The 14,648-nt window shown below is 38.2% G+C and carries 15 protein-coding genes; 4 read left to right on the plus strand and 11 right to left on the minus strand.

The features are described from left to right. From Q0W95_RS01525 to Q0W95_RS01545, 5 genes are all read right to left on the minus strand, one after another. On the minus strand, positions 1–541 hold a 541-nt coding region (locus Q0W95_RS01525; RefSeq protein WP_297789039.1), incomplete at its 3' end, for a ZIP family metal transporter. Positions 542–549: 8 nt separating this feature from the next. Then, positions 550–2,931: a glycogen/starch/alpha-glucan phosphorylase gene (locus Q0W95_RS01530; protein ID WP_297789042.1), complete on the minus strand. Its 2,382-nt coding sequence runs from the start codon at positions 2,929–2,931 to the stop codon at positions 550–552. Continuing rightward, positions 2,909–4,432, minus strand: coding sequence for a 4-alpha-glucanotransferase (gene malQ, locus Q0W95_RS01535; protein ID WP_297789047.1), 1,524 nt, complete (start codon positions 4,430–4,432; stop codon positions 2,909–2,911). The genes Q0W95_RS01530 and malQ overlap by 23 nt, the downstream gene beginning before the upstream one ends. Position 4,433: 1 nt before the next feature. Beyond that, positions 4,434–5,042 carry a hypothetical protein gene (locus Q0W95_RS01540; RefSeq protein ID WP_297789050.1) on the minus strand — a complete coding sequence of 203 codons (609 nt, stop codon included), beginning with the start codon at positions 5,040–5,042 and terminating at the stop codon, positions 4,434–4,436. Continuing rightward, entirely contained in the window at positions 5,029–6,237 is a 1,209-nt protein-coding gene (locus Q0W95_RS01545; protein WP_297789053.1) for an AI-2E family transporter, read from the minus strand. The genes Q0W95_RS01540 and Q0W95_RS01545 overlap by 14 nt, the downstream gene beginning before the upstream one ends. 119 nt (positions 6,238–6,356) lie before the next feature. On the opposite strand from Q0W95_RS01545, the gene Q0W95_RS01550 reads away from it, so the two are divergent. The 4 genes from Q0W95_RS01550 (at position 6,357) to Q0W95_RS01565 (ending at position 8,948) form a co-directional block, all read left to right on the plus strand. Then, positions 6,357–6,971, plus strand: a complete 615-nt coding sequence (locus Q0W95_RS01550) for a thiamine diphosphokinase (protein WP_297789057.1) — start codon at positions 6,357–6,359, stop codon at positions 6,969–6,971. A 352-nt stretch (positions 6,972–7,323) separates the two neighbouring features. Further along, complete coding sequence (locus tag Q0W95_RS01555) at positions 7,324–7,995, plus strand: type II restriction endonuclease (protein WP_297789060.1); 672 nt, start codon at positions 7,324–7,326, stop codon at positions 7,993–7,995. Continuing rightward, positions 7,964–8,200 (plus strand): DpnII family type II restriction endonuclease, encoded by a 237-nt coding sequence (locus Q0W95_RS01560; RefSeq protein ID WP_297789063.1) that lies wholly within the window; start codon positions 7,964–7,966, stop codon positions 8,198–8,200. The genes Q0W95_RS01555 and Q0W95_RS01560 overlap by 32 nt, the downstream gene beginning before the upstream one ends. Before the next feature lie 142 nt (positions 8,201–8,342). After that, positions 8,343–8,948: a DNA methyltransferase gene (locus Q0W95_RS01565; protein WP_297789169.1), complete on the plus strand. Its 606-nt coding sequence runs from the start codon at positions 8,343–8,345 to the stop codon at positions 8,946–8,948. Positions 8,949–9,040: 92 nt separating this feature from the next. Here Q0W95_RS01565 and Q0W95_RS01570 read toward each other — a convergent pair whose 3' ends face one another. The 6 genes from Q0W95_RS01570 to Q0W95_RS01595 form a co-directional block, all read right to left on the minus strand. Next, a complete protein-coding gene (locus Q0W95_RS01570) occupies positions 9,041–10,357 on the minus strand; it encodes a M3 family oligoendopeptidase (RefSeq protein ID WP_297789065.1) in 1,317 nt (438 codons plus the stop codon). 3 nt (positions 10,358–10,360) lie between these two features. Then, positions 10,361–10,738 (minus strand): hypothetical protein, encoded by a 378-nt coding sequence (locus Q0W95_RS01575; protein ID WP_297789068.1) that lies wholly within the window; start codon positions 10,736–10,738, stop codon positions 10,361–10,363. A gap of 148 nt (positions 10,739–10,886) precedes the next feature. Further along, on the minus strand, positions 10,887–11,711 hold the full coding sequence (locus Q0W95_RS01580; protein ID WP_297789070.1) for a MurR/RpiR family transcriptional regulator: 825 nt from the start codon (positions 11,709–11,711) through the stop codon (positions 10,887–10,889). Continuing rightward, positions 11,711–12,610: an ROK family protein gene (locus Q0W95_RS01585; protein WP_297789074.1), complete on the minus strand. Its 900-nt coding sequence runs from the start codon at positions 12,608–12,610 to the stop codon at positions 11,711–11,713. The genes Q0W95_RS01580 and Q0W95_RS01585 overlap by 1 nt, the downstream gene beginning before the upstream one ends. Positions 12,611–12,661: 51 nt before the next feature. Beyond that, complete coding sequence (locus Q0W95_RS01590; protein ID WP_297789077.1) at positions 12,662–13,111, minus strand: YhcH/YjgK/YiaL family protein; 450 nt, start codon at positions 13,109–13,111, stop codon at positions 12,662–12,664. Positions 13,112–13,120: 9 nt separating this feature from the next. Beyond that, a complete protein-coding gene (locus tag Q0W95_RS01595; protein ID WP_297789080.1) occupies positions 13,121–14,635 on the minus strand; it encodes a sodium:solute symporter in 1,515 nt (504 codons plus the stop codon). Positions 14,636–14,648 lie beyond the last annotated feature (13 nt).

Raw genomic sequence — 14,648 nt, forward strand, 5'->3', positions numbered from 1 at the left:
CCTTGTGCTTGTTAACTCCTACTGCCTTTAGGGGCATGGAAATTATAGCTCCTTCTGGGAAATTTTGGATGGCTATACCAAGGGCTAGAACCATAGCTCCTGCCATTGTTACACTTCCGTGGCCATAGATTGCGCCTGCAAAGGATACTCCAACTGCCATTCCCTCTGGTATATTATGTATCACAACTGCAAGAACCATCATGGTTGTTTTTCTCAAGCTTTCGCTTTTCATACCTTCTGGTGCATCTGAGTCTATATGTTGGTGAGGGATTACTGAGTCTAAGAATAAAAGGAAGATTATTCCACCTATAAAGCCAATACTAGCTGGAAGCCAGGCCATCCTTTTCATTGCCTCTACCATATCCATGGCAGGAATTAATAAGGACCAAACGCTTGCTGCAACCATTACTCCTGCCGCAAAGCCCGATAGTCCTTTTTGTAGCTTATGATTTAATTCATCACGCATTATATAGACACAAGCCGCTCCCAGACTTGTGCCTATAAATGGTATCATAAGACCTAAAATACTTTTAGCGTCCATTTTTAATCCTATTGTTTGTCAATTTTCCAAATGTCATCTGCATAGTCTAAGATAGTTCTATCTGATGAGAAGAAACCAGCGTTAGCTATGTTGATTAGGCATTTTCTTGACCATTCTAGTTTGTTTCTATATTCCTTGTTGAGCTTTTCGTGTGCTTGAGCATATGATTTGAAGTCCTTTAGGAGGAAGTAGGTGTCCCCTCTTTGACCTTCTTGTGGCTTGATTAGTTCGTTGTAGATGTCAAGGAACATGTATGATTCGTTGTCCTTAAATTCTCCACTTACTAGGCTATCTACCACATCTTTGATGTCAGCATCTTTTGAGTAGAATTCAACTGGGTTGTAGGTATCCATTATTTCGTTTAACTCTTCTACTGTTGCACCGAACCTATAGTTGTTTTCTTCACCAGCATGCTCAAAGATTTCGATATTTGCTCCGTCAAGTGTTCCAAGAGTTAGAGCTCCATTTAGCATGAACTTCATATTTCCTGTACCAGATGCTTCCTTACCAGCGGTTGAGATTTGCTCAGATACGTCTGCTGCTGGGAAGAGTTTTTCTGCGTAAGTTACCCTGTAGTTTTCTACAAAGATTACCTTGAGCTTTTTGTTTACATCTGGGTCAGCATTTACTACCCTTGCTACTTCGTTGGCAAGTTTAATCATACCCTTAGCTCTGAAATATCCTGGTGCGGCCTTTCCACCAAAGATAAAGGTTGTTGGTGTGAAGTCCATGTCAGGATTTTTCTTTAGTTTGTGGTAGAGGTAGATTATGTGAAGGATGTTAAGGTGTTGTCTCTTGTATTCGTGGATTCTCTTGATTTGAATGTCGAATATTGATGTTGGGTCGATCTTAACACCTTCTTTTTCTAGGATATATCTAGCAAGTTCATTTTTCTTTGTTTGTTTGATATTCCACAATTCTTCTAGGACTTTCTCATCATCAGCGTATTTTTCAAGGCCTTTTAATAGGTCTAGTTGATATTTCCAATCTTCTGTGCCAAGTTTTTCTGTTATGAAGTTTGTTAGCTCTCTGTTTGAGTAAACTAGCCATCTTCTTGGGGTGATACCGTTAGTTTTGTTGTTAAACATTTCTGGTCTTAGTTTGTACCAGTGGCTAAAGGTGTCTGCTTTTAGGATATCTGTGTGAAGGGCTGCTACACCATTTACTGAAAATCCAACATAAATAGCGAGGTTGGCCATATGAATTTGTTCAAATCTATCAATCCTGTATGGGTCGATTTGATCTTCTGAATAGCCTTTTGCCTTAAATTCATCAACCAAAATATCGTTGATTTTTTCGATTATTTCAAGACATCTTGGGTTTACTTCAAGCATAATGTCCTTATCCCATCTTTCTAGGGCTTCTTGGAGGACTGTGTGGTTGGTAAAGGCAAAGACCTTTCTTGCTATGGCAAGAGCATCTTCAAAGAAGATTCCATTTTCGTCAACTAGAACTCTGATTAGCTCTGGGATAGCTATGATTGGGTGGGTGTCGTTAAGTTGAATAACGTGGTACTTGCTGAAATTTTCAAACTTTAAGTCTTCTGGGTAGTCGTTCTTGTATTTTTCTACCATATCTTGGATAGATGCTGAACAGAAGAAGTATTGTTGTTTAAGTCTTAAAACCTTACCAGCTCTTTGCATATCATTTGGATATAAAACTCTGGTAATATCTTCTGCACGGTTTTTCTCACTTACTGCCTCATCGTATTCGTAGTTGTTAAACTTAGCAAAATCAAACTCTTCAAATGGTTCTGATTGCCAAAGTCTTAGGGTATTTACAACGCCATTTTCAAAACCAACTACTGGCATATCGAATGGAACAGCCTTAACTTGTTGATCTCTAAATCTAACGATTTTTGCATCAGAATCAACCCTGATTGACCAGCCATCTCCATCCTTAATCCAGCTATCGCCTCTTTCAACTTGGAAGCCTTCTTCTATCTTTTGTTTGAAGATTCCTTCTCTATATCTAACTCCATAGCCAACTAGGTTAAGGCCTTGGGTTGCTGCTGAATCCATAAAGCAAGCTGCAAGCCTACCAAGTCCACCATTTCCTAGAGCTGCATCGTCTTCGTAGTTTTCAATTGCTTCAAAGTCGATGCCAATTCCGTTAAGAAGTTCCTTGACTTCGTCATAGATACCTAGGTTAATTAGGTTATTTCCTAGGGATCTTCCTACAAGAAATTCTGCTGAAAGGTAGTAAGCCTTTCTTTGGTTACGAGTTTTTCTCTTACAATCTCTCCACTCTTCATTAATCAATTCCATAATTGAATCGCAAAGAGCATCATATCTGTCCTTATCAGATGTATCTTCAAAAGATTTTAAGGTAATTCTTTGTAGGTTTTCGATATAGTTTTCGATAAACTTATTCTTTTTCAATTTGTCCATTATCATATCTCCCATATACTTTTGACATTTCTTTTATTCTTTTCGCCAACATTCCATCAAAATCTGCGTCAACCATTCTCCACTTCCAGTTTATTCCTATAGTTGAAGGGCTGTTTATCTTCGCCTCATTACCATAACCCAAGAAGTCCTGAATTTCAAACATGGCTATATCAGAAACAGAAGCCATGAGGGCTCTATTTATCTCCCAAAGCTTGTCATCATAATCTTTTAAGCCAAAATATTTGTCAATTAACTTTGTTAAATCTTCGTCAGCCACATCCAAAAATCCTTGGAGGGTATCGGAATCGTGGGTTGATGAATATACGACCGAATTTCTCGCATAGTTGTGAGGAAGGTAGTTACTGTCGAAATTTTCTCCAAAGGCGAATTGGATTACATTCATCCCTGGGAAGTTGTAGTGATTTTTCAAATCGTCAACTTCCTTGGTGATATAGCCTAAGTCTTCTGCTATAAAAAGGGCTTGTGGATAGGTTTCAATAATCTTATCGAATAATTCGTAAGGACGTCCCAACTGCCAAGTGCCATATCTTGCATTGTCATCACTAGCCGGTATTGCATAGTAGGCTTCAAAACCTCTAAAGTGGTCTAGTCTTAAAATATCGTAAAGCCTTAGGCAAGCCCCGATTCTTTTTACCCAAAAGTCGTAATCGCTTGCTGCCACCTTGTCCCAATCATAGACAGGATTGCCCCAAAGTTGACCATCTTCTGAGTAAGCATCTGGTGGAGCTCCTCCAACTATGATAGGCTCTTTTGTTTGTGGGTCAAGCTTTAGGATGTCGGAGTTGACCCAAGCATCACAGGAATCCATAGCCACATAGATTGGCAAATCTCCTATGATTTTGATTTTCTTCCTATTGGCATATTCTTTGAGTTTCTTCCATTGTTTGAAAAATTCATATTGGATGAAGATATAAAAGCCTATTAAATCTTCATTTTTTTCCTTAAATTCTTCAAGTGCCTTTGGGTCACGTCTTTTGAGTTCTTCGTCCCATTCTAGCCAGCTTACATCAAATTTCTCTCTTTTGATTGCCATAAAGAGGGCGTAGTCCTCAACCCAATAGCTTTCTTCTTGCCTAAAAGCCTCAATCTCTGGGCCTTTTTGCTCCTTGGCTCTTTCGTAAGCCTTCTCCAAGATTCTGTAGCGAAGGTTGTATTGGATGCCGTAGTCGACATATCTTTCATTGTCGCCAAAATTAAGGTTCTCAAGCTCCTCTTTTTCCAAAAGCCCTTCTTCTATCAACATATCTAGGTCGATAAAGTAGGGATTTCCTGCAAAAGATGAGAATGATTGGTAGGGGCTATCCCCATAGGATGTTTGTCCTAGTGGGAGGATTTGCCAATATTTAATCGCTGCATCTGATATAAAGTCGACTGCCTGATAGGCCTTTTTGCCGAAAGTGCCTATACCATAATTGGAAGGGATGGAAAATATTGGTAGAATAACACCATTTCCCCTTGCTAATCTTTTTTGTCTTTGCATATTACCTCTCTGTGAAATAAATTAATCCGCTATAAGTTCTAAACTGTCTTTGAAAATCTTCTAGGAAAAACCTATATATCCTGCCCCAGCTGGATACTACTAGTTCATGTTTGTTACCGACCCTATTAAGTTCTGTAATACAAACTCCGTGGTGACGAATAACATCAATATCGGTCGATAGCCAATTTATGAGTATAGGTGGGCTATCCTTTGCTAGAGCTTCTTCTATGAAGTCGATTTTCCTTGCCAAGGGTCTTTTGTTTATTAGGGTTTCAGTAAGGGTCTTACTCTTTAGGTCAAGTCCCATATCGCCCCTTACTCTATCAAGCCTCCTATCAAGGCTTTTGACTGTTGGAACACCATTGGCCCATGGTCTTAGCCTTTTAAAAAAATAGTATTGGTAATCATTATATAAGTCCATATCAATTTCTCCACCCTTATAGAAAAGGTAGAAATAAACATTGGTAAAGGCTGTAACCACACAAGACCTGTCCCTATAAAACTTGCTAACATTTTTTTGCTCAAGGGAATTTTGATAGCCCCCGTAGTGGGTAAGATTTCCCTCAACCACTGGCACAAATTCTCCAAAGCTTGACCTAGTTAACTTCATGATTGTCTATATCCTCTATTGTATATACCTTGTTTTTCTTTTTTTCTATTGTATCTTCTCCAATATTTTTCTCCCTTAGCCTATTATCAATAAACTCGTGGAAGAGGGTGTAGATAATAGAAGCTACTGGAATTGAAATTAGCATCCCCCAGATTCCAAACAAAGACCCACCAAGGGTAATGGATGCCAAAACCCAGACAGCAGGAAGCCCAATCTTATCTCCAGCCATGGCTGGATAAATAATATTTTCTTGGATTTGTTGGATTACTAGATCATAAATTATGAAAATCAAAGCCTTGGCAGGACTTTCCAAAAATATGATAAGAGCTGAAACCCCAGCTCCAGCTATTGGTCCAAATATTGGAATTAAGTCCGATACTCCAACAAAGATTGAAATAATCCCAGCGTTTGGAAGTCTAAGGACAAACATCCCAATAAAGGTTAGGACTGAGAGGGTTACTACAGCTATAAGTCTTGAATAAATGTAGTCCTTGAAAGTGTTATAAGATAGGGAAAAGACCTTGTTTAGGTAGTCCGCCCTCTTCTCACTCAAAAGAGCATACATAATCCTTGTCCCATTAGTCTTTAACATTGCCTTATACACCAAAACAAAAATTGAAAATACAAGGATAGTAAAGAAAGTAACAAGACTTGAACCAATTGAGTTTATGATATTGGTAGTAAAGCTAAAAATATTTGTCTTATCCCCTGATAAAAAATCTATAGCCGCACTTCTTATCTCATACCAGCCAAAAGAGTTCACATAATCATAAAATTTGCTAGCATAAGGACGACTTAGGGCATACTTGTTCATAGTTTCATAAGTTTCCCTCACAAACTCTGGCCACCTATTCAAGAAAGAGAAAATAACTGTGATAATCTTTGGTATAAAAATATTCAAGAAAAGAACAAAACCAGCTATTATCAAAACCCAACTTATAAATAAGGACAAGCCTACAAGCAGATGCTCATGCTTCTTGTCGGGGAAAAGGCGAGTCAATTTTCTTTCAAAAAAATTCATAGGTATACTTACTACATAAGCAATCATAGCTCCGATAATTAATGGCTGGAAGACATCCAAAACTTTGCTAATACCTTGTTTGATAATAGGGAAATACCATAAGGCAAAAAATAGGAAAACTCCGTAGCTGATAACCTTCAACAAATCTTGTGATTTTTTATCCATCTTTCCCATAACTTCCTCCATAAATATATCGTACAAGTATATTTTACCACAAAAATAACAAATAGGGGCAAGTTTAAAAATATTGCTTAAAAAAGCGATTTGTAATAAACTTAAGCTAAGGAGCTTATATGAAAACTTGTTATATAATTGGAGGAGGAGCCTTTGATGGTTTCTTTGATAAAATAGAAGAAAAGGACTTGGTACTTGCTGCTGATAAGGGCTACACCCTTGCCCAAAAGCAAGCAATCAAAGTGGACTATATTATTGGAGATTTTGATTCATCCAAAAAGCCAGAAGGTGTCAAGGTAATTGCCCTAAACCCAATCAAGGACTTCACAGACACAGTTGCAGCCATAGAGATGGCAAAAGATTTAGGCTATAAGAAAATCATCATCTATGGTGGTCTTGGTGGTAGGGAAAGCCACACGATTTCTAATATCAGAACCCTTTATAGGTACAAAAAACAGGGGATTGATATAAGACTAAGGTCCAAGAAAAAAGAAATTTTTGTCCTCAAAGAAGATTTTTTCTACAAATATCAGGGCAGTGACTTCTATGTTTCAATATTTTCCCTAGATAACGAAACCAAAATAAGCCTAGAAGGTCTTTTCTACGAACTAGACTCCTACCCTATGTCAATAGATGATTCCCTCGGTGTTTCCAACGAAACAGCCAAAGCTGATTTCAAAATAAAAGTCCACCAAGGTGCCGTTATTGTTGTCTTTGAGGATAAATCTTGTTAGGAAACTTTAGAATAATTAAAAACTCCCTCCAACAACTAATTTTTACTTATTAACCACTGAATTTATCATCCATAATGATGGTCTTGTATGTCAGTTATAGCATAAATTATTGATCAATTGCGTAAAAAGGAGCAAAGATAGTTTTAAGTAATTCAGATCCCAAAAATTCAGATGAAGCAGATGATTTCTTTGATGATATCTACTCGGATCATAAGATAAGAAGGGTTGCTGCCAGCAGAATGATAAACCGCAAGGCCGACTCTAGGGGAAAGATCAAAGAACTACTTATATCTAATTTTTAGCCTGCCTTCTCCCATGAGGGAATATAGACACAATTATTAGGAGAAAATATTTGAAAAGAGATTTTGACACTTGGCTATCAAATTTTAGACAAAGCATAGCAGATTATAAGTATTATATTGACTTTGACAAAGTCCATAGGAATGTTTCTAATATAAAGATCGAACTTAACATTTTAAATTCAATCATCGCTTCTAAAAATATTGAGGATGACTTTGAACACCTAATTTCTAAATATCCAGAAGTTATTAAATGCATCCCCATCCTTCTTGCAGTAAGGAGCCATGAAATTTACTGCCAAGATGCAAATGGTGGTATTTTGTATGACTTCAATTTAGCTAAAGCTTCCTCCATAAATCCTGATACTTACAAGTCTTATAGCTATTTTATGAAACAAACTGGTTTATTCGACCTATTAGAAAATCACATAATAAATAATCTTGTTGACTATGTAACAGGAGTTGAGACAGGGCTTGATTCCAAGGGACGTAAGAATAGAGGAGGCCATCTTATGGAAGATTTGGTTGAGGCTTTCATTATAAAAGCTGGATTTAAGAAGGATTATACTTATTTTAAAGAAATGTATATTCATGAAATCACCGATAAGTGGGGGATAGATTTATCGTCAATTTCTAACAAGGGAAAAACTGAAAAGCGTTTTGATTTTGTTGTGAAAACTCCCCAGATGATTTATGGCCTTGAAACTAATTTTTATGCGGGTTAGTGGTAGCAAACTGAATGAGACTGCAATAGGTTACAAAACTCTTGCCCTAGAAGCTTATGAAATCGATGGTTTTACCTTTGTTTGGTCTACGGATGGTAAGGGGTGGAAGGGTGCCCGTAATAACCTAGAAGAAACTTTTGATGTTATGGACCATATTTATAATATTAAAGACTTAGAAGATGAAATAATTGGTGAGGTTTTCTAATAATGACAAAAAAATTACCAAACGGGAGCCAGATGATTTCCAGTTAGAAATGACAACCATGTGGTCTTTTCCCAAACGTGGCAACTAGGCAACTCATGATGCAAAGTGGAGAGGGAATTGGTCGCCCTATATCCCCCGTAATATCTTACTAAGGTATTCTAAGGAAGGCGATCTAGTCCTTGACCAGTTTGTTGGTGGCGGAACTAGCCTTGTAGAGGCAAAGTTACTAAATAGAAATATAATTGGCGTTGATGTAAATGAGATTGCACTGGATAGGTGTAGGGAGAAAATAAATTTTGTTCACGAAGGAGCTAATGGAAGGGTCTATCTCCATAAGGCAGATGCCAGAAAGTTAAATTTTATTTCCGACTCCTCCATTGACCTGATATGTACTCATCCGCCCTATGCTAATATAATTTCTTACAGTGAAGATATAAAAGAAGACCTATCCTTATTGAAGGTAACAGACTTTCTTGAAGAAATGAAAAAAGTCGCTAGCGAAAGCTATCGAGTTTTGAAAGCAGATAAATTCTGTGCTATCCTTATGGGAGATACTCGCCAAAAAGGCCATATGATCCCTATGTCTTTTGAGGTTATGAAAATATTTCAAGATGCTGGTTTTAAACTTAAAGAATTAATAATAAAACACCAGCATAATTGTAGGGCTACAGTTTATTGGAAAACAAATAGTATAAAATATAACTTTCTTTTGATTGCTCATGAGTATTTGTTTATTTTTAGGAAATAAAATCTGCTCTTGAAAGTAGCACCATACCTATCTCAATTTTAAAAGAGGAGCTGGTAGCCTAGTTAAAGCTAAGCTATCAACTCCTTTTTTTCTTATTTTATTTTTTCCTTGTCCAGACTTTCAAGGTATTCTGTTAATTGTGGAATTATTTCTTCTATTGTGCCTGCTTCGAAGGGGCTTTTTATTCCTACTTTTTCGAGAGCCTCTTTGGTTGGGAGGCTGGCACTGATTTTGCAGAGGTCTAGGTAGGACTTCCAAGCTTTCTCGTGATCTTTTCTGTCTTTTATGAAGTATTGGAAAGCATTTACTTGGGCTATGGTGTAGTCGATGTAATAGAAAGGATTTGTGAAAACGTGGAGTTGTCTTTGCCACCTACCTCCATTTTCTAAGTATTCGTTACCATCATAGTCTAGGTGTGGGAGGTATTTTTTCTCAATCTCCCTATATTTTGCCCTTCTTTCAGAAGGAGTGGCTTGAGGATTTTCGTAGACAAATTCTTGAAATTCATCTATGCTTGCTCCATAAGGGATGAATTTGATGGCAGCTGCCACATGGTCGTAGTAGTATTTCTCGGAATCTTTGCCGAAGAAGTCCTCCATCCAAGGATGGGTGAAAAATTCCATGCTCATGGAATGAGTTTCAGCAATTTCCATGGTTAGGTCGTTGTTTTCTTCTGGATACATATCTCTTGTGAGATAGCCTTGGAAGGCGTGGCCTGCCTCGTGGGTTAGAACATCCACATCCCCACTTGTGCCGTTGAAGTTTGAGAAGATAAAGGGCATCTTTGTGATTGGAAGGCTTGTCATGTAGCCACCTGGAGCCTTGCCCTCCTTGCTTGTCAAGTCCATCATTGCCTTTTCTACCATGGCGTCGAAAAATTCCCCAGTTTCTTTTGAAAGTTCCCTATACATTTTTTGAGCCTTGGCTACAAGAACTTCCTCTCCTCCAACAGGTTTTGGATTTCCTGAAAGAAAACTTAAGGGTAGGTCGTAATATTTCATGTGGTCTATGCCGATTCTCTTGGCTTGGTCGGCATAGATTTTTTGGCTAAGGGGAACTAGGTGTTTTACTATTTGCTCCCTATATTTTTTTGCATCTGTAGCGTCCCAATCTAGCCTACCCATAACCTTATAGGCAACTGGAGTGTAGGTAGAAAAGCCGAGCTTTTGGGCAATTCTTGTTCTTATTTCTACCAAGTCATCATAAATTCTATCAAGCTCTTCAACGTGGTCGCTAAACCAAGCATTTAGGGCCTCAAAGGCCTCCTTGCGAGTTTGTCTGTCCTTATCTTGGGTGATGGCAGTAAGGGCTGGTATGTTTTTAATCTCACCCCTAAAGGAAATCTCTGCCCCACCAATCAACTTATAATATTCATTGACAAGCTTTGACTCACTTACCCTATCTTCCATGATTTATGGATCAAAGATGTCCGCTTGAAGCTTGTCCCTTTGGGTTATAGTCTTGCCATATTTTTCCTCAAAGGCAGGTCTATAGGCACTTTTTAGCCTTATAGTTTGTAGACGATGGTTAAGCTCGGTGATGCGAGGAAGGTTCTCATTGAATGAAGCAATCTCCTCTTCATAGAAGCTATCCTTGGTGTTTATGGTGTTTCTGATGTGGGCTATTGTATAGAGTTCGTTGAATTTTGCAAACTCTTGTTCAATTTTTTTGTGAAGGTCAAAAAACTCTTCCTCACTTGCTGAATTTTCAAGTTCATCTAGGAAGGTAGAAATCTTTTCGACAATCTCATCAAAATCCGGTCTTTTATATGCTAAATCTTTAAATTTCATAATTACTCCTTTTTTTATATATTATACACCTTCTTTGCTTTTCCTAGTATAGAAATCTTGATTTAGCTTGTTTATCATATCTTGCTTTATCCTTAATTAAATGTTTTAAGCTAATCAAAAAAGACCAGAACTTTCGATTCTAGTCTTTCTATTCCTCCCCCTTGCTGTCGAGAGCTTTGAGGGTGTCATCGTGCATTTTTTCCTTAGTTTTCTTATCTTCTTCTACAAATTGGGAGTAGAGAAGGTCGACTGTTATTGAGATTGGAAATTGGGGGCTTATGGCGTTACCGTGGTTGAGGTGCTTGAGGGAAGGGACTAGGACGATTTCATGGCAAAACTCCTTGTAGGATTCCCTAAATTGGGAGGTAATTAGGATAGTCTTTGCCCCTCTCTTGTAGGCTTCTTTGAGAAAATAGAGGACTTCCTTGGTTTCTCCACTGATGCTCATGCCGACAACTAGGCTATTTTCCTTATGAAAGACTGCCCTCATTTTCATTTGGTCGGTGTCGGTAACTGAGTCTATGTTTACCCCTATCCTCATAAATCTCAGTTCCATTTCATTGGCGGCAAGACCCGAAGACCCTTTGCCACAAACAAAGACCTTGCTCGACTCATCTAGGTAGCCCAAGATTCTTTTTATCTGATTTTCATCTACTAGGGAATAAGTTTTATTTAGCAATTCTTGGTAGGTTTTCAGAACTTGACTTACGCTATCTGTTATGTCCTCTTGCTTTTCAACAAAACTTTCCTTATATTGGTAAATAAATTCTCGGTAGCCCCTGAAGCCACACTTTTGGGCAAAACGAGAAAGGCTGGCTTCTGATACAAAAAGCTTTTCTGCTAGGACTTTGCCCGCAAAATCTCCCAACTTGTCATTGTGGATAAAAAAATCTGCTATGGTTTTCTCGACTGCCGTGAAATTTTCATAGTTGGATTCTATGGTTTCGACCACTGACTTTATATAGTAGGCCATCAGCAAAGTCCTTCTTTAATCTTAAAGTTATAAAAGGCTCCCATCATTCCAGCAGTGTTTTTGTGGTAGGCAAATTCTAGGCGAAGCTTATCAAAAATAGGTTTTTGCAAGAATTTCTCCAAAGGCTTTTCAATTCTTTCTCGCAAAAATTCTCCTTGGGCCATGATACCTCCACCAAGGACTATGGTGTCAGGATTTAGGACGTAGGCGATGTTGGCAAGACCTTGAGCCAAATATTCGCACATCTTGTCTATCTCTTCAAGGCAAATCACATCGCCATTTTTTGCCAAGTCAAAAATCATCTTGCCATTAATCTTGCTTACATCCTCTCCCTTTCTCCTTGCAATATTTTCAAGCAAAATCCTAGTTGAGGCTAGGTTTTCAAACCTTTCATCTCCGATTCTCATATAGCCTACTTCCATGGCAGAGCCACCAACTCCTTCGAGAACCTTGCCCTCTATTATGGCACATCCTCCAATCCCTGTTCCTATTGTAAGCATGACCATGATTTTGCTAGCCTTGGCAGACCCTGACCTATATTCAGCAAGACCCGCACAATTCACATCATTTTCAACTTGACAAGGCAAGGCGAACTTCTCCCTAATGGCCTTTTTGAAATTGATGCCTGTGTAGGCAGGGATCAGGTCAGAAGCGTAGGCTATCGACCCATTTTTTGTATCAACCATGCCAGCAGTTGAAATGGCAACTCCTCCACACTCTAAAGGCTTAAGCTTTGATGTGTAGGTTGCTACAAGGTCTATGACCTTCTTTAGGATAGCCTCTCCACCTCTATGGGCCTCAGTTTTCATCTCGTGTTTTTCTATGATTTTTCCTTCTTCATCCACCAGCCCATATTTGATGGCAGTTCCGCCTATATCAATTACTATGTATTTTTTCATAACTTCCTCTTCATATGGCAAAAGGGTCTTTAACCAGACCCTTGATTTTGCTTAAATTTTAATTTTGAAAATAGCCTTTTTTATCTTCTCTTCCTTGCCATGAGCAAGGGCTGTCATATGGCCATCGTTTGGAAAACAAATTAGGAAATCTCCTTCTTCTAAGGTAACTAGGGAATTTTTCTCACCCTCTAGCTTTTGGTAGTCATCTTCTTTGATATAATCGCCTAGGTTCATGTTCCCGATGAAATTTAGGGCTATATCTTCCCTACCATCTAGCATTATGTGCAAATCCAAGTAGTCCTTGTGGGCTTCCCAAAACCTATTTTCAGGGCTTGTAGTTTCATATTCAACTATGTTTACAAAAAGCTCATCTCCCCTTATAGGATGACTGCCCTTGGCGAAGTCTTTTAGGTCGTTTTCTTTATAATAATCAAAACACTCTTTTATTTTTTTATCTAAAAATGAGTATTCTTCAAGATTAGATATATTTGCAAATATCATTTTCTTCTCCTATTTCAAGTTGTAGATAGTAGAGTTATTAGGTACATCTGGATTGATGCCTTTAACTTTATTATAAATTATTGAGGCCAAAAGTCCAACTACTAGGGATACTGCTATTGAGATTATTGAGTAAGACCAGAAGGAAATCTTGGCTGGGTCTACAAAGTATTTGATATAAACCATCACGCATGAGGCTGCGACAAAGGCAAGGCTTGCTCCAAACTTGTTGGCAACTTTTGTAAAGACTCCTAAGATGAAGGTTCCTACAAGGATACCTAGTACAAGTCCCATAAAGCCGTTGAACCATTCATAGGCTGATTTTACACCACCTTGAGCCAATACCATAGCAACAACTATGGCAAAAATTCCTACTATGAGTGAAACATTTTGTCCTATCTTTGTTTGTTTTTCAAGGCTTATTTCTTTCTTGTTAAGTCTTGCTTGAATATCCATTGTCCAGCTTGATGCAACTGAGTTAAGACCTGTTGATAGGGTTGATTGGGCAGCTGCATAGATGGCTGCAAGGAGCAAGCCAGTGATTCCAACTGGTAGCTCGAAGGCTATCCATGAGGCAAAAATTTGATCTTGTTGGGCTGCTGGTGGTAGAGGGTTGCCTTGAACTTGGTAGAAGACATAAAGACCTGTACCTATGAGATAGAAAACTGTTGCTATAAAGATTGACAAGCATCCATTAGCTATCATCATCTTATTTAGTTGTTTGGTGTCTGTGGTTGTTGTAAATCTTTGAACAATATCTTGGCTTGAAACATAGGAACCGATTGTATTAAGGCCTGCCCCAAATATCAAGAGGAAGATTGAATCTCTAAAAATATTTGCGTCAAATACTGGTTGATCCGCTGCCAAGAACTTACTGCTAGAGCTTAGCTCGTGGATTACTGCTCCAAAACCACCATTTATATGGCAAAGAAGATATATTAGACCAAAGCTTACTCCAATTAGAAGCACTGAACCTTGGATGAAGTCTGTCCACAAAACAGATTTCAAGCCCCCAGTATAAGAGTAAATTATAGCTATCACTCCCATTATAATAATCAAAATGTTAACGTTTATTCCCATAAGTCTAGAAAGCACCATACATGGTAGGTACATAATAATTGACATACGACCTACTTGATAGATTATAAACATTATAGCACCAAGAACCCTTAGCCCCTTGCTTTTAAACCTAATTTCTAGGTAGTGGTAGGCAGTATCTATATCAAGCTTGCTATAAATTGGCAAGAAATACTTGATAGTAAAAGGAATGGCTATAAGCATACCTAGTTGGGCAAACCACATTATCCACGTTCCTGCATAAGAGTTTCCTGCAAGAGATAGGAAAGAAATTGGACTTAGGAGGGTTGCAAAGATAGAAACAGAAGTTACCCACCATGGCACTGTTCCATCACCCTTAAAGTACTCCTTGCCCTTCATTTCTTTTTTGGAGAAATGAAGGCCTGCAAAGAGAACTGCTGCCAGATATACAACAAGTATAACTAAATCAATATTTGTAAATCCCTGCATATAGGTCTCCTTC

It is taken from the genome of uncultured Anaerococcus sp., from assembly GCF_947253225.1.
Taxonomy (GTDB): Bacteria; Bacillota; Clostridia; order Tissierellales; family Peptoniphilaceae; genus Anaerococcus.